Annotated in this window: 25 protein-coding genes; 15 read left to right on the plus strand and 10 right to left on the minus strand. The window is 37.7% G+C overall.

Annotation, left to right across the window (positions count from 1 at the left end; all coding sequences use genetic code 11):
- Positions 1–1,960, minus strand: a 1,960-nt coding sequence (locus ACNKXV_RS07645; RefSeq protein ID WP_417907125.1) for an endonuclease MutS2, incomplete at its 3' end; no start/stop codon positions are given.
- A 47-nt stretch (positions 1,961–2,007) separates the two neighbouring features.
- Between ACNKXV_RS07645 and ACNKXV_RS07650 the strand changes: the two genes are divergently transcribed.
- Positions 2,008–2,673 (plus strand): uracil-DNA glycosylase, encoded by a 666-nt coding sequence (locus tag ACNKXV_RS07650; protein ID WP_417907126.1) that lies wholly within the window; start codon positions 2,008–2,010, stop codon positions 2,671–2,673.
- On the opposite strand, the gene ACNKXV_RS07655 is transcribed toward ACNKXV_RS07650, so the two are convergent.
- From ACNKXV_RS07655 to ACNKXV_RS07685, 7 genes are all read right to left on the minus strand, one after another.
- Positions 2,674–3,240 carry a hypothetical protein gene (locus ACNKXV_RS07655; RefSeq protein WP_417907127.1) on the minus strand — a complete coding sequence of 189 codons (567 nt, stop codon included), beginning with the start codon at positions 3,238–3,240 and terminating at the stop codon, positions 2,674–2,676. It abuts the gene before it with no gap.
- A 10-nt stretch (positions 3,241–3,250) separates the two neighbouring features.
- A complete protein-coding gene (locus ACNKXV_RS07660) occupies positions 3,251–4,117 on the minus strand; it encodes a substrate-binding domain-containing protein (RefSeq protein WP_417907128.1) in 867 nt (288 codons plus the stop codon).
- Positions 4,117–6,168: a polyphosphate kinase 1 gene (gene ppk1, locus ACNKXV_RS07665; RefSeq protein ID WP_417907129.1), complete on the minus strand. Its 2,052-nt coding sequence runs from the start codon at positions 6,166–6,168 to the stop codon at positions 4,117–4,119. Before ppk1 ends, ACNKXV_RS07660 begins: the two co-directional genes overlap by 1 nt.
- A gap of 75 nt (positions 6,169–6,243) precedes the next feature.
- The gene (locus ACNKXV_RS07670) at positions 6,244–7,113 is read right to left on the minus strand and encodes a nucleoside phosphorylase (RefSeq protein WP_417907130.1); all 870 of its coding nucleotides are present in this window, start codon (positions 7,111–7,113) and stop codon (positions 6,244–6,246) included.
- A gap of 1 nt (position 7,114) precedes the next feature.
- On the minus strand, positions 7,115–8,044 hold the full coding sequence (locus ACNKXV_RS07675) for a DUF1835 domain-containing protein (protein WP_417907131.1): 930 nt from the start codon (positions 8,042–8,044) through the stop codon (positions 7,115–7,117).
- A 19-nt stretch (positions 8,045–8,063) separates the two neighbouring features.
- The gene (locus ACNKXV_RS07680) at positions 8,064–8,420 is read right to left on the minus strand and encodes a translation initiation factor (protein ID WP_417907132.1); all 357 of its coding nucleotides are present in this window, start codon (positions 8,418–8,420) and stop codon (positions 8,064–8,066) included.
- Between the two features lie 3 nt (positions 8,421–8,423).
- Positions 8,424–9,374: an isopenicillin N synthase family dioxygenase gene (locus tag ACNKXV_RS07685; protein WP_417907420.1), complete on the minus strand. Its 951-nt coding sequence runs from the start codon at positions 9,372–9,374 to the stop codon at positions 8,424–8,426.
- Positions 9,375–9,501: 127 nt separating this feature from the next.
- On the opposite strand from ACNKXV_RS07685, the gene ACNKXV_RS07690 reads away from it, so the two are divergent.
- From ACNKXV_RS07690 to ACNKXV_RS07750, 13 genes are all read left to right on the plus strand, one after another.
- Positions 9,502–11,511, plus strand: a complete 2,010-nt coding sequence (locus ACNKXV_RS07690; RefSeq protein ID WP_417907133.1) for an alpha-ketoacid dehydrogenase subunit alpha/beta — start codon at positions 9,502–9,504, stop codon at positions 11,509–11,511.
- Between the two features lie 128 nt (positions 11,512–11,639).
- A complete protein-coding gene (locus ACNKXV_RS07695; RefSeq protein ID WP_417907134.1) occupies positions 11,640–11,801 on the plus strand; it encodes a DUF1328 domain-containing protein in 162 nt (53 codons plus the stop codon).
- An 80-nt stretch (positions 11,802–11,881) separates the two neighbouring features.
- Positions 11,882–12,364, plus strand: coding sequence for a lipocalin (locus ACNKXV_RS07700; RefSeq protein WP_417907135.1), 483 nt, complete (start codon positions 11,882–11,884; stop codon positions 12,362–12,364).
- A 13-nt stretch (positions 12,365–12,377) separates the two neighbouring features.
- Positions 12,378–13,085: a YiaD family glycine zipper/OmpA-like lipoprotein gene (locus ACNKXV_RS07705; RefSeq protein ID WP_417907136.1), complete on the plus strand. Its 708-nt coding sequence runs from the start codon at positions 12,378–12,380 to the stop codon at positions 13,083–13,085.
- A 72-nt stretch (positions 13,086–13,157) separates the two neighbouring features.
- Positions 13,158–14,276, plus strand: a complete 1,119-nt coding sequence (locus ACNKXV_RS07710; protein ID WP_417907137.1) for an NAD(P)/FAD-dependent oxidoreductase — start codon at positions 13,158–13,160, stop codon at positions 14,274–14,276.
- Positions 14,269–14,982 (plus strand): methyltransferase domain-containing protein, encoded by a 714-nt coding sequence (locus tag ACNKXV_RS07715; protein ID WP_417907138.1) that lies wholly within the window; start codon positions 14,269–14,271, stop codon positions 14,980–14,982. Before ACNKXV_RS07710 ends, ACNKXV_RS07715 begins: the two co-directional genes overlap by 8 nt.
- A complete protein-coding gene (locus tag ACNKXV_RS07720) occupies positions 14,983–16,035 on the plus strand; it encodes a type III polyketide synthase (RefSeq protein ID WP_417907139.1) in 1,053 nt (350 codons plus the stop codon).
- Positions 16,029–16,823: an enoyl-ACP reductase FabI gene (locus tag ACNKXV_RS07725; RefSeq protein WP_417907140.1), complete on the plus strand. Its 795-nt coding sequence runs from the start codon at positions 16,029–16,031 to the stop codon at positions 16,821–16,823. Before ACNKXV_RS07720 ends, ACNKXV_RS07725 begins: the two co-directional genes overlap by 7 nt.
- A 10-nt stretch (positions 16,824–16,833) precedes the next feature.
- Entirely contained in the window at positions 16,834–17,280 is a 447-nt protein-coding gene (locus ACNKXV_RS07730; RefSeq protein ID WP_417907141.1) for a 3-hydroxyacyl-ACP dehydratase FabZ family protein, read from the plus strand.
- Positions 17,277–18,551, plus strand: coding sequence for a beta-ketoacyl-[acyl-carrier-protein] synthase family protein (locus tag ACNKXV_RS07735; RefSeq protein WP_417907142.1), 1,275 nt, complete (start codon positions 17,277–17,279; stop codon positions 18,549–18,551). The genes ACNKXV_RS07730 and ACNKXV_RS07735 overlap by 4 nt, the downstream gene beginning before the upstream one ends.
- A 3-nt stretch (positions 18,552–18,554) precedes the next feature.
- Positions 18,555–18,806 carry an acyl carrier protein gene (locus ACNKXV_RS07740; protein WP_417907143.1) on the plus strand — a complete coding sequence of 84 codons (252 nt, stop codon included), beginning with the start codon at positions 18,555–18,557 and terminating at the stop codon, positions 18,804–18,806.
- On the plus strand, positions 18,803–19,342 hold the full coding sequence (locus tag ACNKXV_RS07745) for a 4'-phosphopantetheinyl transferase superfamily protein (protein WP_417907144.1): 540 nt from the start codon (positions 18,803–18,805) through the stop codon (positions 19,340–19,342). Before ACNKXV_RS07740 ends, ACNKXV_RS07745 begins: the two co-directional genes overlap by 4 nt.
- An 81-nt stretch (positions 19,343–19,423) precedes the next feature.
- The gene (locus tag ACNKXV_RS07750; RefSeq protein WP_417907145.1) at positions 19,424–20,140 is read left to right on the plus strand and encodes a hypothetical protein; all 717 of its coding nucleotides are present in this window, start codon (positions 19,424–19,426) and stop codon (positions 20,138–20,140) included.
- A 78-nt stretch (positions 20,141–20,218) separates the two neighbouring features.
- Here ACNKXV_RS07750 and ACNKXV_RS07755 read toward each other — a convergent pair whose 3' ends face one another.
- Positions 20,219–20,797, minus strand: a complete 579-nt coding sequence (locus ACNKXV_RS07755) for a hypothetical protein (protein ID WP_417907146.1) — start codon at positions 20,795–20,797, stop codon at positions 20,219–20,221.
- A 140-nt stretch (positions 20,798–20,937) separates the two neighbouring features.
- Between ACNKXV_RS07755 and ACNKXV_RS07760 the strand changes: the two genes are divergently transcribed.
- Positions 20,938–22,923, plus strand: a complete 1,986-nt coding sequence (locus tag ACNKXV_RS07760) for an aconitate hydratase (RefSeq protein WP_417907147.1) — start codon at positions 20,938–20,940, stop codon at positions 22,921–22,923.
- 54 nt (positions 22,924–22,977) lie between these two features.
- Here the strand turns inward: ACNKXV_RS07760 and ACNKXV_RS07765 are convergent, their stop codons facing one another.
- Positions 22,978–23,277: an HPF/RaiA family ribosome-associated protein gene (locus ACNKXV_RS07765; protein WP_417907148.1), complete on the minus strand. Its 300-nt coding sequence runs from the start codon at positions 23,275–23,277 to the stop codon at positions 22,978–22,980.
- Between the last annotated feature and the right edge of the window lie 143 nt (positions 23,278–23,420).

Here is a 23,420-nt window from a genome sequence, read left to right on the forward strand (position 1 = left end):
CCCGGATGGGTTCGATCTTTTTCTGTACCTCTTGTTTTATTTTTTTCTCCTGTGCCTTTTTAGCTTTTTGCTTCTGTTTATCTTCCTTCTTTCGTTTGGAATTTTCTATCTCCACGATCTTGATAAACTCTCCAATTAGCTCTTTCTTTTTCTTATTATTGAAAAACTTTTCGCTAAGATCATTTACTTTTTGTCCAAGGTAGATTAGGCGCTGGTTGGCATCATATAATTCCTGGTAGCTTTCAAGTTTCTGCTGGATACGCGTATTTATTTCTTCCAGTTTTTCCTTTTGAGCGGCAGCTTTTTCTTCTTTGGTTTTAAGTGCATCTGTAGTTTTGCGAAGGACAGATCTTTCCTTTTGCAAATTAGCAATACTTCGATCAAACCTGATTTTTCCTCTTTCAACCTTCTTTTTAGATCTATTGATAAGGCTAAACGGAATTCCATTTTTTTGTGCAACTTCAAAAGTAAAAGAACTCCCGGCTTCCCCAACCTGAAGTTTATAGACCGGTTCCAACGTATGGCTGTCAAACATCATATTCGCGTTACTCATTTCGGGTAACTCGTTGGCAAGCTTTTTAAGATTTGCATAATGAGTGGTGAGGATTCCATAAGATCCTTTCTCATAAAATACTTCCAGAAATGTTTCAGCTAAAGCACCACCCAGTTCGGGGTCACTACCTGTTCCAAATTCATCAATAAGGAAAAGGGTTTTATCATCACACTTTCTTAAGAAATAATTCATGTTCTTAAGCCGGTAGCTATAAGTACTTAAGTGATTTTCTATAGACTGGTTATCCCCAATATCGGTAAGGATCTTATTGAAAAGACAAACCCTGCTGTATTCGTGAACCGGGATCAGGATCCCGCTTTGAAGCATCACCTGTAATAAACCTACAGTTTTTAGGGTGATACTTTTTCCACCCGCATTAGGCCCGGAAATTACCATGATCCTGTTCGTAGAGGATAGTTCTATACTCTGTGAATAGGTTTTATCTCCTTTTCTATTATTGCTCAAAAGTAAAAGAGGATGGTAAGCATCCTTTAAATAAAGATCTCTGTCCCGGGTGATCTTGGGTAAAATTCCGTTGATCTTTTCAGCATACTTGGATTTAGCCGAAATTACATCCAGGTCACTTAGCAAATCCTGATAATCTGTTAAAGTCTCTTTGTAAGGCCTTGTAAATTCAGTTAATTCCTTTAGAATTCTTTTGACCTCTTCCTTTTCCTCATATTCCAGATTATTAAGTTCCCGGGTAAATTGATATGTTGCTTCAGGCTGAATATATACTATACTTCCGGTTTTGGAATTTCCCATAATTCCGCCTTTGACCTTGCGTCGATACATGGCCTTAACCGCAAGTACCCGAACATTTTCTACAACACTTTCCTTAATTTCATCAAGGTAGCCATAGGAATTATAAGTGCTCAAGGCCGAATTAAAACTGGAATTTATCTTTCCTTTAATGGAATTAATAGACCTTCTTAAATCCTGAAGCAGGGGAGAAGCATCATCCTTCATTTCTCCAAACCGGTCAATGATCCCATTGATTTTATTGGTAAGACTTTCGTCATATTCCAGATGTGAAACAGTTTCTGAAAGGGCCGGATATATTTCAGAATACTTTCTGAAGTATTTTAAATGGGTATTTACCGTTTCGGTAATGCCAGAAATCTTTCTGAAGCCACCAATTTCCACTACAGAATCCTCGATCCCCAGTAATTTAAGCTCAGGCGTTATAGAATCAAAACCGTGATTGGGAATAGGTAGTTCCTGAGTTTTGGATTTTATATACTCATTGGTTTGATTCAGTCCAAAGACTGTTTTGTTAAAAGTGGTGTATGGTTCAATATTAAGAGCTTTGTCCCTTCCCAGTCCTGTAATGCATAATTCGCTAATTTGCTCACATACAACAGGAAATTCAAGGTCCTCCAGACTTCTTGTACTAATTTTTATCATATCAATTTTTCCCTACTTTTGAGGTCCTGCAAAGTTACTTAAATCTTATGAACGTAAGAATACACTCCAGTTGGAAAAAGGTCCTTAATAATGAGTTCGAAAAGGATTACTTTAAAGAACTATCGGCCTTTGTGAAAAATGAATATGAGACATATACCTGTTTTCCTCCTGGAAATGAAATTTTTGCCGCTTTTGATCATTCCACCTTCGAAGATACCAAAGTGGTGATTTTAGGGCAGGACCCATATCATGGAGAAGGACAGGCGAACGGACTTTGTTTTTCAGTGCATGATGGGATCGCAATTCCTCCCTCATTAAAAAATATTTATAAGGAACTGGAAACAGATCTTGGAAAAGCTTATCCCAATTCCGGAAACCTGGAAGACTGGGCGAATCAGGGGGTTCTATTATTAAACGCCACGCTAACGGTGCGGGCGCATCAGGCCGGATCACATCAAAATAAAGGTTGGGAAAAATTCACTAACCAGGTGATCAAAATAATTTCAGAAGAAAAAGAAAATGTCGTTTTTCTTTTATGGGGTGGTTACGCCAAAAAGAAAACCAAACTCATTGATTCTTCAAAACATTTGATCTTAACCAGCGGACATCCCTCGCCTTTAAGTGCGAACAGAGGTTACTGGTTTGGAAATCGGCATTTTAGTAAAACCAATGAGTTTTTAAAGGAAAAGGGTAATAATCCAATTAACTGGTAATTAGAATCTGTAACCCAGATTAATCATAAATTGACCTACCACCTTTGGTGATTGAGAATTGAATAAATTTCTTCCAATTCCAGAACTTAGATCTACCATAAAGCCACCGGGCGAAATAAATTTCCCTCCAAGTCCAAATCCTAAAGCAAAATCTGAATATTTTTCGGTTTCATAGTAAGCTGGTCCATCCATGATCATGATATAATCGCTTTCATATTCTCCGGAAGAAAACATTCCAAAACTATGTACATAAAAACCTCTGGCATAACTGGAACTAAAAAAGTGTTTGTATTTACCGGTTAAGGAAAAATCTTTGTAATAAGCTTCATCTATGTAGTCATCTTTACTTGGATGATAAAATGCTTCAAGAGCCCAACTAGAATTGTTGTTAATTACCCGCTCATAAGTCACATCAATTATCCCAAAAGCAACCAGGTTAAACGCATTTACACTTATATCATTTTTTCCGGTATCTCTTTGGGTAAGACTTTCGCCTTCCGAAGTCTCCTGGGCAAAGCATAAGTTTGCTGATAATAATAGCAAACAAAAAGCAAGATAATTTTTCATTTGAATTTGGTTAGTTGTTAGACTGCTCCAAATTATAAATAATTTTCTCAGGATTGGTCTTTTTTGAAATAAGGTTTAGTTCCAGTAATTGCTCCATTACCGCTTCAATATCGTTTTCTTCGATCTGGTCCTGGCTCCATCTGGTTAAATCAAGCCATTTTCTAATGTCCTCGAGTTTCTGGCCATACCGCTGAGATAACTCTACGTCAATATTTTTTTGAAGTTTAAAATTATGAGTTTCGCCGTTTAAAACCTGAAGCATGGTTGCCAGCTCTTCTGAAGATTCTTTGATGGCTTTTGAGGATGCAGCAATAACGAAACAAGGCCAGGGAGTAGGGCAGTCTGCAATTAATCTGAAGTTTTTATTGTCTACAAGTGGTTTGGTGGTAAAATGTTCCCACATAAAATATTGCGCTTTATCCTCTTGCAAAGCTTCTATAGCACCATCAAGGTTATTTACGATCTCAAATTTTAATTTGCTGGTATCCCAATCAAGATGCTGAGCATTTACATAAGCCATGAGGTGGGAACCACTTCCTTTTCTGCTAATGGCTGCAGTGGTGCCTTTAAGATCCTTCAGGTTTTTATAAGGTGAACTTGCATTTACATGAATTCCCCAAATAAGTGGGCTGGCTATGTATTTTTGAATGATCACAGATGGATTCCCGTTGATAATATCCCGGGTGATCCCTTCAGTTAAAATTACGGCCGCGTCCAGTTCTTCGTTTCTTAATGCCTTACACATCGCGCCGGTACCTTCAGGTATTTCCTGCCAAACTACTTTTATATTTTTTTCTTCAAATTTTCCTTCTTCGATGCATTTATGCCAGGGCAAATTAAAATGTTCGGGTACTCCGCCAATTTTTAAAGTTTTCATCACTCATGTTTTTTTTGGAGATATTCATAGATCGCATATTGAGATCTGATTTCTTTCTCTCCTGTTTTCCTTTTTACATAGGTATTTGATTCTTCAGCATCCTGTATCCTTGCCTTTACATTATCTTTTAGCTGAAGCTCGAGAATATCTTTGAATTCCTGTTTTATGTCTTTATCAAGAACCGGTGATATTACCTCAATTCTTCGGTCAAGATTTCGGTTCATCCAGTCGGCGCTACCATAGAACATCTTTTCATCTCCGCCATTTTCGAATAAATAGATCCTGCCATGTTCAAGAAACCTGTCTACCACACTGGTGATATAAATGTTCTCACTCATCCCTTTTATCCCCGGAATTAAACAGGTGAATCCTCTAATAAGTAATCGTATCTCAACACCCGCATTACTGGCTTTATATAGTAACTCGATCATGTCTTCATCTTCCAGGCTATTCATTTTAGCGGTGATCTTCGCTTTTTTACCTTCCCGTGCATTTTCGATTTCGGTATAAATAAGCTTAATGAATTCCTGACGGGTAGAGAAGGGGGAGATAAGCAGATTTTTCTCTCTGGGTACAATTAATTCACCTTCCAGCACCTTAAATAGTCTTTCAAGTTCTTTGGTTAGATACTTATTGGCCGTAAAAATGGCATGGTCGCAATATATTTTAGAGGTTTCGGCATTAAAGTTCCCTGTACCTATATAGGCATAACGCATCTTTTCATCGCCTTCTTCCCGGCAAATAAGCATTATTTTGGAATGGACTTTTACCTTGGGATAGCTGTAAATAACATTTGCACCCTTTTCTTCAAATTTTCTTCCCCAGCTTATGTTGTTTTCTTCATCAAACCTTGCTTTCGCCTCTACAAAAACGGTAACCTTTTTTCCATTATCCAGCGCTTTTAATAAAGAGGTGGTAAGCTGAGATTCATCGGCTACTCTGTAAAGAGAAATGCTTATATCTGTTACCTGTGGGTCTGTAGCCGCCTGTTCCACAAACTTTTCCACATAGGAAAAAGACATGTATGGGAAATGAAGGGATTGATCCTTTTCTGCAATCGCTGAAAAATAGTCATCACATTTTTCCAGTGTTTTGTGTGATAAGGGTTTTAAGTCCTTATAATGTAAGTCCGGATTTGAAGTTGGGTCTGGAAAGGAGAAGAAATCTTTGAAATTATGATATTGCCCGCCGGGCATCATATCAATTTTACCCAAATTAAGGAGCTTACGGATCTTTTTCTGAACTTCCTTAGGCATTGATGCATCGTATAACAAACGTGTAGGTTGTCCATCTGTACGCTGTTTTAAAGAATCGTAGATCTTTTCAGCCAGGACACCTTCATAAATGTCGTCTATATAAAGTTCAGCATCTCTGGAAAGTTTTATCTCATAAATTCCTGAGATCTCACTTGATGGGAACATATTATGTAATTCACATCGAACGATTTCATCGAGATAGGTGATATTATAAATTTCCTCCTTATCATCCATCTTGATAAACCTGCCGCAATCTTCCACGGGAATATTGATCACAGCGAGTTTGTTTTCCTCCTTAAAGGTTACTAGAAAGTATAGAATAGAATTTTCAAGAAAAAGTTCATTCCCTTTTTCAAGATCAAGCAGGATTGGTTTAAGGTGTTTTTTTACCTTTTCTTTAAAATAGGTGCGAGCAAATTTAATATGGCTTTCGCTATAATTATTTGCATCGAGGATCCTGATTCCGTTCTCTTCGAGCTCCGGAAGAATTTCGTCTTTATAGATATGGCCAAAACGGTCTTGCTGTTGCTTGACTTCTTCTATAATTTGTTTGGTGATTTTTGAGGGCCTTAAAGCAAGCTTTTTACGAATGCTTTTTTTAACCCTTTTCATTTGGCGTAGTTGGGAAACCCGTACCCTAAAATATTCATCCAGATTAGAAGAGAAGATAGCCAGGAACTTCATCCTCTCAAATAATGGATTTATTTTATCCGTGGCCTCCTGTAGAACCCTTTCATTAAAACTTAACCAGTTTAGATCCCGATGTCTAAAACGGTCCTCATTAGGTTGCGGCATGTATTGTAAAATTGTTTTACCAAAAATACAAAGCCAACCCTGCTTTGATTTTAATATATTGTTAAATAAGACCTCTTAAGTGGTGATCTTTTCAAGACAATAGGTAATTAAATCGTCAACCAGTTTTTTAGGATCACTTGAAAATTCACCTGTAGCCCTGTTTGCCAGTACGGCATTCATGGATACAGCATTATGTCCCATTAATTTAGCCATTCCATAGATTCCGGAAGTTTCCATTTCTAAGTTAGTGATCTGCTTATCTCTAAAACTGAAGGCAGCTATCTTGTTATTCATTTCAGGAACTGGAATACTATTTCTTAAAACTCTTCCCTGAGGGCCGTAAAATCCAACATTAGTAGCTGTAAATCCCGGGATGGTCTTTTCTGATGACATCTTTGTCAAAAGATCCTTGCCTCCGGAAACCACGTATGGTAAAGCTTTTTTAGAACTCCATCCGGTTTGTTCTACAAATGCTTCAGAAAAATCGTTCTCTAAAAAGGCTTCGCTGTTATAGTAATGCATCAATCCATCAAACCCCATGGCCAGTTCACTTACAATATAGCTATCCAGAGGTATCTCTTTTCTTATGGATCCTGTGGTACCAATTCTTATTATATCAAGGCTCTTTGAGTCTGGATTAAGTTCTTTCTTTTCAAGATTGATATTTGCTAAAGCGTCAAGTTCAGTTAAAGCAATGTCAATATTGTCTGTTCCCATTCCCGTAGACATAACGGTAATTCTTTTACCATTTAAGGTCCCGGTATGGGTACAGAATTCTCTTTTTGTCCTGGTTACTTCGATATTGTCAAAATGCTGACTAATCCTGGATACACGTGCCGGATCACCCACTGTGATAACTGTACTGGAAATTTCTTCTGGTAATAGACCAAGATGATAAATAGACCCATCCTCATTAAGGATAAGTTCAGAAGCTTTTAAACTCATATTATAATTTTAGTAAGTGGTGGGTTTCAGATATGTATAAAAAATCGAAAATTCTGGTACCACCATAGAATTCGTTATTTTGAAGTTCTCTGTAGAAGTTTTTTTCGGCATTAAGTGCTTGTTTCCCAGCTTCAGTAAGAAGAATTTTATTCTTCGTCTCTTCGAACAATAGGGAGAGTTTTTTAATTAGACTTTGCATTTGGGAATCACTATAGCCGTAATAGCCCTGATACTCTAAAGCGTAACCTAAAAGCTGGTTCCGGCTTGAGATTTCATGGGTATCAATAAGTTTTAAAATATTCCGCTCCAGGGAATTAATTCCGGTAATGCTATTTGGAAATCTTTCAATGTGCGCCCGTAAACAACTTGAGAGGGATTCGAAATTTGTTTGTGTTTTGATCTGTGCCTTCAATTTCAAAGGATCATCACTACAATACAATTCCCATATTAAGATTGCAGCTTCAATATCGTCTGTATTTAACTGAATGCTGTAATTAAAATGGTTTTTAAGCTCTGAAACACTCAACTGGCCGAGTGGCCTGGTTTTCTTTTCACCTTCAAGCTTTTTACTGCAAACAAGATAAACAGGCGCATCAAGCTTATTGCTTACCAGCATATTTATCGCTGAAAGCATATTAATATGACAAAAGAGGTCAAATTCGAACCAAAGAACAATCTTATTATATTCTTTTAAAGACCTTAATTTTTTTACCTCGCTTATGAAAAGTTCTTCATAATGTTCAGCGCCAATATTATAGGCCTTTTTTAAAAACTTTTTTCGTAGTTTGAAAAATTCAGCATTGATCTCTTTTGTCGTAGGTCCTTCACATAATAATTCCCGCCAAATTATCTGGTCGCCGGGTAGCTGAAGTTCCTGCACCTTTTTCGCAAGTCCATCGCCATTTATAATGTGTAAGGTTTTTGTACCCATAGGTTAATTAAAAATTGAGCTAACCTCCAACACGTTTGACGTTATAACCTTCCTTTTTAAGGATGCTCATAATCTTCTCCCTATCGTCTCCCTGGATAATGATTTCTCCATCTTTGGTTGATCCTCCAACTCCGCATTTCTTTTTCAGCATTTTACCAAGCCGAATAAGTTCATCGTCGGGTCCACGAAAACCTTTGATTATAGTTACTGTTTTCCCACCACGCCCTTTATTGCTAAAGTGCGCTTCAAGAGATTGATCCTTTGGAGATAGTTCCTCCTGATTTTCATCATTGGAATAAGCAGATTCGTCAAAATCGTCATTGGTAGAAAATACGAAACCTCCCAGATCTTCTAAGCCCAATTTCTTTTTAGCCATATCCTATTTCTTTGCCAGGCCTATTTCAACCAGACGCTGATGTAAAAATTCTCCCGCAGTGATATCTTCATATTGTTTCGGGTGATCTTCGTCTATACACTCTTCAAGGCAATCTAATCTCATATCACTTCGAGGGTGCATGAAAAATGGAATGGAATATCTTGGTTTTCCCCACTCTTCTTTAGGAGGATTGGTTACTCTGTGAATTGTAGAACGGAGTTTATTATTGGTATGTCTTTCTAACATGTCCCCAACATTAATCACTAATTCATCTTCCTGTGGGATAGCATCGATCCATTCTCCGTCTTTACGAAGTACCTGAAGGCCACCGGTAGAAGCACCCATTAATAAGGTAATTAGGTTGATGTCACCGTGTGCACCAGCTCTTACAGCTCCTTTAGGCTCTTCCTGAATTGGTGGATAATGAATTGGTCTTAGAATACTGTTTCCATTACTGGCCCAGTGATCAAAATAGTGTTCTTCTAATCCTATATAGATAGCAAGGGCTCTAAGCACATAAATTCCGGTTTTTTCAAGCATTCTGTATGCTTCCATTCCGGTTTTATTAAAATCTTCAAGTTCTTCCACCTGCACGTTTGCCGGATACTCCTCAATTAGATTTGCGTCTTCTGAAGGTTCCTGTCCAAAATGCCAGAATTCTTTAAGATCTCCTTCTTTTTTACCTTTTGCATGCTCTTTTCCAAAAGAAATATATCCTCTTTGACCAGCAAGGCCTTCAAGCTCATATTTTTTCTTGGTCTCTAGCGGAAGGTCAAAAAACGATTTTACATCTTTATAAAGTTTCTCTACCAGATCTTCATCTAGAAAATGATTCTTCAATGCTACAAAACCTATTTCTTCGTAGGCTTTCCCAATCTCGTTTACAAATTTTTCTTTTCTTTTTGGATCTTCCGAAAGGAAATCGGCAAGATCTACACTTGGAATATTATTCATTGCCATTTTAAGCAGTATTATATGTTTAGGTAACTGACAAAGTTAATAAATTAAAGGGATTTCCTAAGAGTTTATATTTTTCTTGACGTATTGAAATTTAATTACATTTATGACATAAAACAATCATATGATTTCAGATAAGACCCGAATTGCCTTATTAATAGATTATAAGCCTACAAAGTTAGAAGATGAAGTATTGCTGGACCTCTACAGCAGTATGCTAAAACCCAGAATGATCGAAGAAAAAATGCTGATTCTCCTTAGACAAGGGAGAATTTCCAAGTGGTTTAGCGGTATAGGTCAGGAAGCAATATCTGTTGGAGTAACCAGGGCTCTTAATAGCGATGAATATATTCTTCCTATGCACCGCAACCTGGGTGTTTTCACTTCCAGAAATATTCCCTTGAACCGACTTTTTGCACAGTGGCAAGGCAAAGCCTCAGGTTTCACAAAAGGAAGAGACCGTAGCTTTCATTTTGGTACTCAGGATTACAAGATCGTGGGAATGATCTCTCATCTTGGCCCGCAATTAGGAGTGGCAGATGGGATTGCCCTGGCCCATAAATTAAGAGAAGAGAAATTGATCACTGCTGTTTTTACCGGAGAAGGCGGGACCAGCGAAGGTGATTTTCATGAGGCACTTAATGTAGCTTCGGTTTGGGATTTGCCGGTACTCTTTTGTATAGAAAACAACGGTTATGGTCTTTCAACCCCAACTGCAGAACAATACAGATGTAAAGATCTTGCCGACAGAGGAGCCGGCTACGGGATGGAATCTTATATAATTGATGGAAATAATATTTTGGAGGTCTATGAGAAGGTTTCTGAAATTACTAATAGTATGAGAGAAAATCCGCGCCCAGTCCTTTTGGAGTTTAAAACCTTTAGAATGAGAGGTCATGAGGAAGCCAGCGGCACCAAATATGTTCCAGATGAGTTAATGCAGGAGTGGGAACAGAAGGATCCTTTAGTGAATTTTGAAAACTACCTTCTTTCGAAAAATATCCTTACTAAGGAATTTAAAAAGAAATTAAAGGATGATTATAAGAAAGAGATCAATGATAATTTGCAACTCGCAAATTCTGAGATGGCCATCGAAGAAGATTTAAGTGTTGAGTTAGGTGATGTTTATAAAGAGTTTGAATATAAGGAGGTTAAGCATTCCAATAATACAGAAAATATTCGTTTAATTGACGCAGTATCTCAGGCTTTAAAAGAATCTATGGCCAAACATGAGAACTTAATTCTAATGGGTCAGGATATTGCAGATTATGGTGGGGTGTTTAAAATTACCGAAGGATTCGTAGATGAATTCGGAAAGGACAGAATTCGTAATACGCCAATTTGTGAATCTGCAATTGTTGCTACCGCTATGGGTTTATCTATAAATAAGATGAAAGCTATGGTTGAGATGCAATTTAGTGATTTTGTCAGCTCTGGTTTTAATCCTATTGTAAACTATCTGGCCAAGGTTCAATACAGATGGGGACAGAATGCAGATGTGGTTGTTCGTATGCCCTGTGGTGGTGGAGTAGGTGCGGGTCCTTTCCATAGCCAGACCAATGAAGCCTGGTTTACCAAGACTCCTGGTCTAAAAGTTATTTACCCGGCATTTCCCTATGATGCAAAGGGCTTGCTCAATACTGCTTTTAATGATCCTAACCCGGTCTTATTTTTTGAACATAAAGCTTTATACCGAAGCATAAGACAGGAAGTACCGGTAGATTACTATACTTTGCCTTTGGGGGAAGCAGCAGTGCTAAGAGAAGGTAATGATGTAAGTATTATAACATACGGTGCAGGTGTTCACTGGGCATTGGAAATATTGGAAGAGTTAAATTATAACGGAGCTGACCTGATCGACCTAAGGTGTTTGCAACCTCTTGATACCAAAAGTATCTATAGATCGGTTAAAAAGACCGGAAAGGCCATAGTACTTACAGAAGATTCTTTGACCGGTAGTTTCGCTTCTGAAATTGCTGCATTAATTTCAGAAAATTGTTTTGAAGATCTTGATGCGCCTGTTTATAGAACAGGTAGTTTAGAAACACCTATCCCTTTTGCGGCGGCCCTTGAAAAGCAATACCTGCCAAAGGATAGATTTAAATCGAAGCTTCAGGAATTGATCGAATATTAATAAGAAAAATGTTTTTTCTTCACATTAAGATTCTTTAACAGACTCACTGTTAAATTATTAATAATCTTTTGTGGAGGGGTTTTTCCTACTGTAATTTAGATTTAACTAATCAATTAAAACTATTAATTATGGTACGTTTAATCGTTATTTTTCTAATTATTGCGCTTGTTGCGGCGATCTTTGGTTTTGGAGGGATTGCAGAAGGTGCAGCTGATATTGCGAAGATCATTTTTTACATTTTCCTTGTACTATTGGTGATTGCCTTACTTAGCAGATTATTCAGAAGATAAATAATAAATAATCAATACTATCCAATGTGGACTAAAGATTGTAGTACACATTGGATTTTTAGTTTTAATCAAACTCAACTATGAAAAAGATATTAATTTTAATTGTGACAGCTACCTTTTTGGCATCTTGCGGAACCAGTAAAGTAGCTAAAGAAGCCAGAAAAACTTTCGACGGAAATTGGATTTTAACCGGCGTAACTTATCCTAATAATCCCGGTGATTTTAATGTTACCTTATTTAATGAAGCATCAGCTTCCTGTTTTAGAAATAGTTCCTGGGATTTTGTTTCAAATAATAATAGAGGGACTTATTCTGTAACCGGATCTGGTTGCGATGGAGATACTAATTATTTTATCTGGTCTATAGACGAAGAAAATAATTCTGCCGGAGTATATGATTTTCTTCTAAAACCAACGAACAATAATTATAAATCTACTACGGGTAACCAGGGCTTCAGATTAAATTTAAAAAGCCTGAGCGAAAGCAATATGGTTTGGGAGCAAACGGTAAGCCTGGATGGTTCGCCATTTACAATTAGAATGAATTTTGTGAAATTAAATTAAATAGAAAAAAATTATGAAGACTACTTTAAATAAAATGTTTGTAATCTTATTTGCATCTACACTTTTAATTGGATGTGAGGCTACAAAAAATGCTAACAATAAACAAAAAGGAGCAGTTATTGGTGCTACCGGAGGAGCTGTAATTGGCGGTGTAATTGGTAATAACACCGGAGATGGAAATACTGCATTGGGCTCTATTATTGGTGGAGTTGTAGGTGGAACCGCCGGGGCTATCATTGGTAATCGTATGGATAAACAGGCTCAAAGAATTGAAGAAGAAATTCCTGGAGCTGAAGTAGAACGCGTAGGTGAAGGTATCAACGTGACTTTTGATGAAACAAGTGGAGTTTATTTTGCAACTGATAAATACAATATCAATGATAAATCTCAGGCAACTTTAAAGAAGCTTGCAGATATCTTCCGTGAATATCCACAAACAAATATCCTTGTTGAAGGTCATACAGATAATACCGGAAGTGATAGCTATAACCTTACTCTTTCAAAGAACAGAGCTCAGGCTGTAACCGGTTATCTTGTTGATTCAGGTATTGAAAAAGGTAGATTTACCACCAAATGGTACGGAGAAGCTCAACCTAAATATGATAATACTACTGCCGATGGGAGAGCGAAGAATAGAAGAGTGGAGCTGGCAATTGTTGCTAATGAGGAATTAAAAGAACAGGCCAAACAACAGGCTGAGAAACAGGAAGGCAATAACTAATATTGAATCTCTAATATCAGAATCCCGGAATTAAATTCCGGGATTTTTTTTGATCTTTTGTAACTTGAAACGGTGAACAAGCAAAATATAGCAATCGTTGGTGGAGGTCTTGCCGGACTAGTTGCGGCAATACATCTGTGCAAAGCTGGAGTACAGGTTATATTATTCGAAAAAAACTCTTACCCAAATCATAAGGTCTGTGGCGAATATCTTTCCAATGAAATTTTACCGTATTTAGATTTTCTGGGAGTTGAACTTCCTTCAAGCAGTCCTAAAATCGAAAAGTTGAGCTATTCTACACATTCTGGCGAAAAAATAGAATGCCCACTGGAGATGGGTGGTGTGGGAGTAAGCAGGTACACTTTAGATGAGTTATTATATAAACGTGCCCTGGAACTGGGTTGTGAAGTGAAAATGGAAACAGTAACAACTATTAAATTTTCCACGAATAGATTTCTAATTTCCACCAGTAAAGGTAATTATCAAAGTGATTATGTTTTAGGAGCATATGGAAAACGTTCAAATCTGGATAAATATTTAAATAGGGAATTTATTCAGAAAAATTCCGGGTGGCTCGGCGTTAAGAATCATTACTTAAATGCTGATTTTCATAATGATATGGTAAGTCTGCATAATTTTGAAGGTGGCTACTGTGGCTTATCCCGAACAGATCTTAATACCATCAATGTCTGTTACCTTACCACTTATAATAGTTTTAAGCGTTACAGGGATACAACAGAGTTTAAGGAAAAAGTACTTATGCAAAATCCGCATTTAAAAAGGTTTTTTTCCAACTCCAGGCAGGTATTTGAAAGAGATATTAGCATCGCTCAAATTTCATTTGGAAAACGATCTTTGGTAAAAAATCATATTTTAATGTTGGGAGATTCGGCGGGTCTAATACACCCATTAAGCGGAAACGGGATGGCGATGGCTATTCATAGTGCAAAAATGGCGGCTGAAAGTTTGCTTAAGTTTTCAATATCAAAGGAAAACCGGGAATTGATCGAAAATGAATATATATCTGTTTGGAATAAGAATTTTAATTCCAGGATGTGGACAGGAAGCATGATTCAGAGAATTTTAATGAACCCAGGCCTGGCAACTGTTTCGCAGAAACTTTTACAATTATCTCCGGGTGTGCTTAAAAATCTTATCCGTTTCACCCATGGAAAAAAGGTCTATGCTTAAAATTTCTACAAAGAAAAGATCCCGGCAAAGTGAGATCATGGACGATTTTGAGTTAAAAGGACCCGAACTTGAACAAACCCTGCGAGATCTTGAAAGGATTAACTCGTTGTTAGGGGGTAATTCCATAACCAGGTCCGGAATACGGCAATTAAACCTGCCTAAAGAGCTGCCGGTAACAATAGTGGATGTTGGATGTGGCAATGGAGCAATGTTGAGGGAATTGGCAAGCTGGGGTTCTAAAAAGGGATATGATTTTAAATTATTGGGGATAGATGCGAATCCTTATGCAATTGAAATTGCGAGGAATTTATCTTCAGATTTCGCGAATCTTAGTTTCTTGGAAATGAATATCTTCAGTAAAGAATTTCAGGAATTGGAAATTGATGTTCTCCTCTGTACTCTAACCTTGCATCATTTTAAAGATGAGCAGATTACGGGTTTGCTGAAAAATTTTTACGATCAGGCAAAAATTGGGGTAGTTATTAATGATTTGCAACGATCCAAAACAGCTTACGTACTTTTTCAGGCTTTTTGCGCTGTATTTGTGCGGAACCAGATTGCAGTTAAAGATGGGCTGATTTCAATCCTTAGAGGATTTAAAAAAGAGGATATTAAAAAGTATATGAATAGCATACAGGTTCCAAACTACAGAATTAACTGGAAATGGGCATTCCGATATTTATGGGTAATTCAAAAAAGAGATTAGATGAGCGTATATATTTCCCGGGTTGAAAAAGAATTACCGGAATATTACAGAGAAACTAAGGATATACTTCCCTTGGTTGAACAGTGGATGGAAAGCCAGGACGAGAGGTTTAAAAGAAAGGTTTTAAAAATATTCCAGGGAGCGGAGGTTGACCGCAGATATTCCATTATGTCACCGGAAGAGGTTTTTACTGCAACCTCCTTTGAAGAAAAAAATAATATATACATAAGAGAAAGTAAACGTTTAGGAGCAAAGGTGCTTCAAAAAGCGCTGAATAATTCCGGATGGACAAATGGCTCCCTGGATTATATTATAACAGTTAGTTGTACGGGGATAATGATCCCTTCTCTCGATGCCTATTTAATAAATGAGCTTGATCTAAAACAGGATATCACCAGACTACCGGTAACAGAAATGGGTTGTGCTGCGGGAATTTCGGGAATGATCTATGCCTATAACTTTTTGAAAGCGAACCCCGGGAAACGGGCGGCTGTAGTAGCTGTTGAAAGTCCTACCGCAACCTTTCAGCTCGCGGATTATAGTATGGCAAACATGGTAAGTGCTGCTATTTTTGGTGATGGAGCCGCATGTGTGCTATTATCTTCTGAAGCAGATCTGAATAAACCCAAAATTTTAGGAGAGGGAATGTATCATTTTTTTGATGCTACTAAAATGATGGGCTTTGATCTTACCAATAATGGTTTAAAAATGATCCTTGATCCGGCGGTTCCCGAAACAATATCTCGTCACTTCCCCCAGATTATCCATCCGTTTTTGGAAAAACACGGAACTACCATTGATGATGTAGATCATTTTATATTTCATCCGGGTGGTAAAAAAATTGTTCAGACAGTTACTGAACTTTTTGGTAACTTAGGGAAGAATATCGATGAAACCCGTGAGGTACTTAGATTATATGGCAATATGAGCAGTGCGACGGTATTATTTGTTTTGGAAAGATATTTAAGCAAGGAAATTAAAAAAGGGGATAAAGGACTGATGTTAAGTTTTGGTCCGGGTTTTTCCGCTCAACGAATTCTTATAGAATGGTAAAGGATTTTCAGGATACAGACTATTGGGCTCTCATTTTGGGCGGAAGCAGTGGCTTAGGTTATGCCAGCGCAAAAAAACTCGCAAAACACGGGATGAATATTCTAATTATTCATCGCGACCGCAGAACAGAATTGCCCGACATTGAAGAAGCTTTTGATGAAATAAGAGAATCGGGAGTGCAGTTTAAAAGTTTTAATTCTGATGCTGTAAATAAAGAAAACAGGGCTAATCTAATTGCTGAAATCAAGGATACTCTTGGTGAACGTGGAAAAATAAGAACCTTGTTGCATAGCATTGCAAAAGGAAATCTCAAACCAATGGTTGGAGAAGATCCGGTATTAGAAAATCAGGATTTTCAATTGACTATAAACGCCATGGCCTTGAGTTTATACGACTGGACCCAGGCTATTTATACCAATAAATTATTTGCGCAGGATGCCCGGGTTCTATCTTTTACCAGTGATGGGAATAAAAAAGCATGGAAAAGTTATGCCGCAGTATCAGCGGCAAAAGTAACACTGGAAGCTATAACCAGAAGTATGGCACTGGAATTTGCAAAATATGGGATCAGAGCGAATTGTATTCAGGCGGGAATTACGGTTACCAGATCATTTCAAATGATCCCGGGGAACGAAACTTTAAGAGTTCATGCTTTAAAACACAATCCTTTCCGCAGATTAACCGTTCCAGATGATGTGGCAAATGTGGTCTACCTGCTTAGTAAAGATGAAGCCAGCTGGATTACAGGCAGCATTATTCCGGTAAATGGAGGAGAACATCTAATGTAAATTTCTCTATTTGAAATCAGCCTCCATAATTTCGCAATTACCCTACGCTTATCCGTTCCTTTTTGTGGATGAGATCAGCGAATTTTCAACTGAAGGTATTAAAGGCAATTATACCTTTCCCGTAGCCCATCCCATTTACGAAGGTCACTTTATAAATAATCCAATAACACCCGGAGTTATTCTAACCGAATGTATGGCTCAAATTGGGGTTGTATGTCTGGGTATTGTTTTATTAAATCTAAACTCTGAAAATACTATTAATTCCGAATTCGTAATGACTTCCTCTAATGTGGAATATTTAAAACCTGTTTATCCCGGAGAAAAAGTTAGTGTTGAATCGGTAAAAAGATACTTCAGATTCAATAAACTTAAGTGTGATGTGATCATGAAAGATTCAGAAGGAGATATGGTTTGTAAAGGAGAAATAGCCGGGATGATCATAAATAATAATATATGAGTTCAAGAGTTGTTATTACCGGGATGGGAATAGCTGCACCAAACGGGGTGGGGCTGGATAACTTTGAGAGCGCAATTAAAAATGGCAAAAGCGGAATTCAATTTTTTCAGGAGCTTAAGGACCTTAATTTTGGATGCCAAATAGGAGGGAAGCCTGATCTTTCAGAAACAGATCTAAACAATTATTTTACAGAACTTCAACTAAGAGGGCTCAATAGCAGTGGTATTGTATATGGGGTAATTTCGGGACTTGATGCCTGGAAAGATGCAGGTTTGGAACCGAGCGTTTCCGATGAACCGGATTGGGATTCCGGGATAATTTTCGGAACAGGAATTTCAGGCGTAGATAAATTTCGTGAGGCTATCCATTTAATTGATGAAGGCAAAACAAGGCGGCTGGGAAGTACCAGCGTGATCCAAACCATGGCCAGTGGTATTAGTGCTTATCTGGGCGGAATTTTAGGCTGTGGAAATCAGGTGACCACAAATTCTTCAGCCTGTACTACCGGGACCGAAGCTATCCTGATGGGGTTTGAAAGAATAGCAAATGGTAAAGCCCGCAGAATGTTAGTAGGAAGTTGTGGGGATCATGGCCCTTATATTTGGGGAGGATTTGATGCCATGCGTATTTTGCCGGTTAACTATAATAATGATCCTACCACGGCTTCAAGACCTATGAGTGCTACCTCCTCCGGATTTGTACCGGGAAGTGGAGCAGGAGCCCTGGTCATCGAATCACTAGAATCTGCTCTTGAAAGAGGCGCTGATATATATGCAGAAATTCTTGGTGGCGAAATTAATAATGGTGGTCAAAGAGGCGGCGGCAGTATGACCGCGGCCAATAATGAAGCTGTACAGCGATGTATAACCGGAGCTATTAAAAATTCAGGGATCGATGCTGCTGAAATTGACCTGATTAACGGTCACCTTACCGCTACAAGTAAGGATGCAATTGAAATAAAAAACTGGAAAGAAGCACTTGGTACAGGTCCAAAAGATTTTCCTTTTATCAATTCTTTAAAAAGCATGACCGGTCATTGCCTAAGTGCAGCAGGTTCCATAGAGACTGTAGCCACGGTGCTTCAGCTTAAAAATGACTTTATATTTGGGAATATTAATTGTGAGGACCTTTCCGAAGAAATCACCGGTTTAATCGATTCGAATCGGATTCCTCAAATTACACGGGCTCAAAAAATAAATATCGCAGCAAAAGCAAGTTTCGGGTTTGGAGATGTAAATGCTGTGATGATTTTAAAAAAATATAGTGAATAGATTATGACGGAAAATTCAATTATAGCGAGAATTAAGAATATTGTTCAACCATATACCCAAAGAAAGGAAGGTCTGGAAAACTTTTCAGAAGAGACAGATTTTTTGAAAGACCTGGAAATCAACTCCGCCAATTTAGTGGATGTAGTTCTGGATGTGGAAGATGAATTTGATATCGAGATCGATAATGATTCCATGGAAGGAATGCTTACAGTTAGGGATGCAAAGGAAATAATTCAGAAAAAGCTAAAATCGTGATAGGCAATGATATCATAGACCTTGAAATTGCTTTAAAATTGCCAAAGTCGGATAATATCCGATTTATGAATAAAGTATTTTCAGAAGAAGAAAAGCTGCATATTTTTAGATCAACAGATCCGGAAATTCAACTGTGGAAGATCTGGTCTATGAAAGAAACCGCATATAAGGCGCACCAGAGAAATTATAATTTCAAACCCGTTCTTAATCCCATAAAATTCAGGTGCTTTCCAAATACAGGGAAAGTTGAAATAGGAACTTCAATATATTCTACTCAAACAGAAGTAACTTCAGAATTTATTCATACCCGAATTAAATCTTCAGCTTACCAGATTTCTAATACCGGAGCCGTTGAAAAGGATTTGATTAAGTTCATGAGTACAGCTTTTAATGCTCAGATAAAAGATCTTTTATACTATAAGGACAGTCACAATTTACCGGAATGTATAAATCTAAAAACCAGAATTCGGGTACCGGTTTCCCTTAGTCATCATGGGAAATTTGCGGCTTATGTATTTCCGTTAATTAACTGCTAAAAGCAGTTAAACATTTAAAAACTGAGTTGATTCTCCCGTTACTGCTTTGTATATTCAACTATCAAACAAAAAATACTTAATATGAAGACAGTAGATAAAATGGAGATAGTGCATAGCCAGTCGGCAGAGTTTATTATGCAGGGAGAAACAGGAAAGTTTTTGAAAATGATTCCTGATACTTTTATCATAAAAGGTAAAGAAGAGAATGGTGTATTTAACCAGGGGTATGCCATTAGACATTTGAACAGAAGAGACATGCTGCTTATTGATGTTGTTGAGGAATCTACAAAGGATGCTGTTAAAAGGCTGGTAGAAGAGGGATATAATATAAAAGGTATTCTTATCACTTGCGATAATGTTATGAAATCTGCTTACGGAGATCTTAAAACCATTTCTGAAGATGCAGGCGGTGCTCCAATTTATGCTCACCCAAGAAATAATATTAAGGATACATTCAAGACAAAAGATATAACCGCCAGAGATAAGGTTTTAGATAGTTTCGATATTAATATTTTTGACCTGCCGGGCAGTGAAGGAGCTTCGGTAGTGGTTTATTCTGATATTAATGATGGGATGCTTTTCCCGGGAGAAGATGCTGAAGGTTCCCCATATGATTCTGAACTGAATACCTTTTCGAGACCGGAAAAGAAAAATGCTAATAACGATTATGGTTTAGCCGAAAGCTGGGCTGCTTTCGATACTTCTTTCTCATTTTTATTTCCAAGAAAAGGAAAACCTGGATTTAACCTGGAAGAAGGAAATCAGATCGATATCTTAAATACTTTGGGAAGAAGTTGAAAGATTTCAGACCTTAAAAATAAATTGAAAACGGCCTACCATGATTGCCTTGAATTCAGCAAATCCGTAGGCCGTTTTCTATTTATCATTTTGATCTGGACTATTCTCTTCTTTTTGATTTTCTTTTTCGTTTTGTTCGTCCTTAGCTTCATCCGAAATTAAAGGATGCTCCTTTACTCCAAGACCTACAATTAGAATCACATTGGTTACCGTTCCATACAACATCATTACCACTGCTATAAACCCTCCTCCTAAAAGCGAGGCCATTCCAAGGCTTACATAATAAATGGTTTGGTACCAAACCGTAGTCACTTCCTTGGATTCACTAATAGGAAGGTTTAACATTAAAAAAGTAATTACAGCCACAACAATCAAAATAGTATCAGATTTTGCTATGGTAAGGACATCTTTATAATGCCGATCTGTTAATTGAGAATCAGATGATCTGCTTATTCCTAAAAGGGTAAGCATTAAGGCAAGAATTGTAGTAGACCCCAGAATTACCGTATTACATAACATATTAATACCGGCCATAGATTTTTTTAATAATTCCAAAGCTTCATAACCTGAAACCTTCCCCAGAATAAAAGTTCCGGTTCCCATTACGATGGTTGAAACTACGCCACCTACCAATGCTCGTTTTACTATTGCATTCATATTTCGAGAGTTAGTTTAAACTAATATAAACTTATTTCTTCCTATAAATCTTAAAGACTGCTTATAGTAAGACTAAGGTTCTGTTAAAGAAACCGGTCCTTGATTAAAAAGTTTCTAATTTAAAGGATAAAACAAATGTCATGTCCAAATTAAATGTAACGCAAAAACTAATTAAAGGTCATCTCCTCGAGGGTGAGATGATCCCGGGAAAAGAAATTGGGATTAAAATAGATCAGGCACTTTTACAGGATGCTACGGGAACTCTTGTGCAGCTTGAACTGGAAGCAATGAGTTTAAAAAAGGCGCAAACTGAAGTTGCCGTGCAGTATGTGGATCATAACCTTTTACAAACTGATTTTAAAAATGCTGATGACCATTTGTTTTTACATTCTGCAGCTCAAAGATTTGGGCTGTGGTATAGCCGGCCAGGAAATGGAGTAAGTCACCCGGTACATATGCAAAGATTTGGGAAACCGGGTAAAACCATGGTAGGGTCAGACAGTCACACCCCCGCCGCAGGATCACTGGGAATGCTCGCAATTGGAACTGGTGGATTGGATGTAGCAGCTGCCATCGCCGGTCAACCTTATTTTGTGAAAATGCCCGAGGTAATGGGTGTGAAATTAACCGGAAAATTACCGGATTGGGTAAGTGCCAAAGATGTAATTCTGGAAATGCTGCGCAGGTATGATGTTAAAGGTGGAGTAGGGAAGGTAATTGAGTATTATGGTGACGGCCTAAAATGCTTAAGTGCCATGGACAGGCATGTTATTGCTAATATGGGAGCAGAATTAGGGGCGACAACCACTGTCTTCCCAAGTGACCAGGAGACCAAAAGGTTTTTAAAAGCTCAACAAAGAGAAGATGACTGGCAGGAACTTTTGGCAGATGAAGGTTGTACCTACGAGCATCATGAGGAAATTATTCTGGATGAGCTTATCCCTTTAATCGCATTACCAACCAGTCCAGGAAATGTTGTTCCGGTAACTGAAGTAGCAGGAAAGGATATTAGTCAGGTTGTAATTGGATCTTCAGCTAATCCGGGATTAAGGGATTTCTGGATCGCGGGAGCAATAGTAGAAGGTAAATCTGTAAATAACGATGTATCCTTCGATATCAATCCCACTTCACGGCAGATGATTCAAAATATGATCGATAATAGGGCCTTTGCGAATTTGATCAAGGCGGGTGCAAGATTTCATCAGTCGGGATGTATGGGATGTATTGGCATGGGGCAGGCACCAGCTTCAGATACCATCAGTCTTAGAACAATGCCTCGTAATTTCCCGGACAGATCCGGAACCAAGGATGATCAGGTTTATTTATGCAGTCCCGAAACTGCAGCAGCTTCAGCCTTAACCGGTAAGATCACCGATCCAAGGGATCTGGAAAAGTTGTACGATATGAAATATCCAAAATTCATCTATCCGGAAACAGAAATTATCAATACTGAAATGCTGGTTGCACCGCCGGAAGATGGTACAAACATCGAACTCAAAAAAGGTCCAAATATTAAATCCCTGCCGTATATAGAACCAATGCAGGAGAAATATAATGTTCCGGTGCTTCTGAAAATGGGTGATAATATTTCTACCGATGAAATTCTTAAAGCCGGAGCAGAGGTCTTACCGTTTAGAAGTAATCTGCCTGAGATTAGTAAATATAGTTTTACGGTTATTGATGAAAGTTTTTATGACAGGGCTTGTGAAGCCAAATCCAGCCATGGTGGTCATATAGTTGTTGCGAAAGATAACTACGCCCAGGGATCAAGCAGGGAGCATGCAGCACTTGCGCCAAAGTATTTAGGTCAGGTAGCTGTAATTGCAAACTCTTACGCGCGTATTGCCTGGCAAAATCTGGTCAATTTTGGGATTTTACCTCTTGAATTTATTGATATTTCAGATTATGATAAAATAGAACAGGGAGATATAGTTATTCTTAATGACCTAAGGAAAGATGTTCAAAATCGGGACAATATAAAGATTATTGTAAAAAAAGAGAATGGAACAAAAACCGAGTTCGAAACTAAACATAGTATGAGTGACCGGCAGATAGAAATTCTTCTAAAGGGTGGAATTATTAACGAGTTTAAAGAACGCCTGGAGGAAAAGGATCTAAAAGCTTAATAAAAAAAGCCTTTCAGTAGTGAAAGGCTTTTAATTTTTATAGAAGTTAGCATATTAGTGAGTGCTCATTTTAGCTTTACGCTTACTACATTGCTTTTCAACATCACGAACTGTCTCGGCAATAGATGCTTCAAATGAATTTTCATTGGAATCGGCATAAATTTCAGGTCCCGGAGCACTTAGTCTGATTTCAGAAATATATCCATTGGGTTTTTGATTTTCATCTCGTTTAAAGTAAATATTTGCTCTAACGATCCAATCATATTTATTTTCTAACTTTTCAAGTTTCTTTTTGGTAAATGCTTCCAGAGATTGGCTTCTATCAAGTCCTACAAATTCAAAAATAGTTTCCATTTCAATTATTTTTTTAGTTGTTTAAATAAACTTAATCTTAAAATTTTTGCCAAGTCTGTTAGGGGAGATTTGGCAAAGATTTAATAGTCTATTTAGACTTGGTACATCATAACCTAAAATATATCTAAAGTGTTGGGCCCTTA

The sequence above is a fragment of the Christiangramia aquimixticola genome (assembly GCF_048285835.1).
GTDB classification, from domain to species: Bacteria; Bacteroidota; Bacteroidia; order Flavobacteriales; family Flavobacteriaceae; genus Christiangramia; species Christiangramia aquimixticola.

Bases quoted from the DNA above. Each gene is read 5' to 3' on its own strand.
- ACNKXV_RS07705 (WP_417907136.1), top strand. From the start codon at position 12,378: ATGAAGACTACTTTAAATAAAATGTTTGTAATCTTATTTGCATCTACA.
- ACNKXV_RS07675 (WP_417907131.1), bottom strand. From the start codon at position 8,044: ATGGGTACAAAAACCTTACACATTATAAATGGCGATGGACTTGCGAAA.
- ACNKXV_RS07760 (WP_417907147.1), top strand. From the start codon at position 20,938: ATGTCCAAATTAAATGTAACGCAAAAACTAATTAAAGGTCATCTCCTC.
- ACNKXV_RS07695 (WP_417907134.1), top strand. From the start codon at position 11,640: ATGGTACGTTTAATCGTTATTTTTCTAATTATTGCGCTTGTTGCGGCG.
- ACNKXV_RS07715 (WP_417907138.1), top strand. From the start codon at position 14,269: ATGCTTAAAATTTCTACAAAGAAAAGATCCCGGCAAAGTGAGATCATG.
- ACNKXV_RS07660 (WP_417907128.1), bottom strand. From the start codon at position 4,117: ATGAAAACTTTAAAAATTGGCGGAGTACCCGAACATTTTAATTTGCCC.
- ACNKXV_RS07755 (WP_417907146.1), bottom strand. From the start codon at position 20,797: ATGAATGCAATAGTAAAACGAGCATTGGTAGGTGGCGTAGTTTCAACC.
- ACNKXV_RS07680 (WP_417907132.1), bottom strand. From the start codon at position 8,420: ATGGCTAAAAAGAAATTGGGCTTAGAAGATCTGGGAGGTTTCGTATTT.
- ACNKXV_RS07700 (WP_417907135.1), top strand. From the start codon at position 11,882: ATGAAAAAGATATTAATTTTAATTGTGACAGCTACCTTTTTGGCATCT.
- ACNKXV_RS07720 (WP_417907139.1), top strand. From the start codon at position 14,983: ATGAGCGTATATATTTCCCGGGTTGAAAAAGAATTACCGGAATATTAC.
- ACNKXV_RS07670 (WP_417907130.1), bottom strand. From the start codon at position 7,113: ATGAGTTTAAAAGCTTCTGAACTTATCCTTAATGAGGATGGGTCTATT.
- ACNKXV_RS07650 (WP_417907126.1), top strand. From the start codon at position 2,008: ATGAACGTAAGAATACACTCCAGTTGGAAAAAGGTCCTTAATAATGAG.
- ACNKXV_RS07735 (WP_417907142.1), top strand. From the start codon at position 17,277: ATGAGTTCAAGAGTTGTTATTACCGGGATGGGAATAGCTGCACCAAAC.
- ACNKXV_RS07685 (WP_417907420.1), bottom strand. From the start codon at position 9,374: ATGAATAATATTCCAAGTGTAGATCTTGCCGATTTCCTTTCGGAAGAT.
- ACNKXV_RS07740 (WP_417907143.1), top strand. From the start codon at position 18,555: ATGACGGAAAATTCAATTATAGCGAGAATTAAGAATATTGTTCAACCA.
- ACNKXV_RS07690 (WP_417907133.1), top strand. From the start codon at position 9,502: ATGATTTCAGATAAGACCCGAATTGCCTTATTAATAGATTATAAGCCT.
- ACNKXV_RS07725 (WP_417907140.1), top strand. From the start codon at position 16,029: ATGGTAAAGGATTTTCAGGATACAGACTATTGGGCTCTCATTTTGGGC.
- ACNKXV_RS07655 (WP_417907127.1), bottom strand. From the start codon at position 3,240: ATGAAAAATTATCTTGCTTTTTGTTTGCTATTATTATCAGCAAACTTA.
- ACNKXV_RS07765 (WP_417907148.1), bottom strand. From the start codon at position 23,277: ATGGAAACTATTTTTGAATTTGTAGGACTTGATAGAAGCCAATCTCTG.
- ACNKXV_RS07750 (WP_417907145.1), top strand. From the start codon at position 19,424: ATGAAGACAGTAGATAAAATGGAGATAGTGCATAGCCAGTCGGCAGAG.
- ppk1 (WP_417907129.1), bottom strand. From the start codon at position 6,168: ATGCCGCAACCTAATGAGGACCGTTTTAGACATCGGGATCTAAACTGG.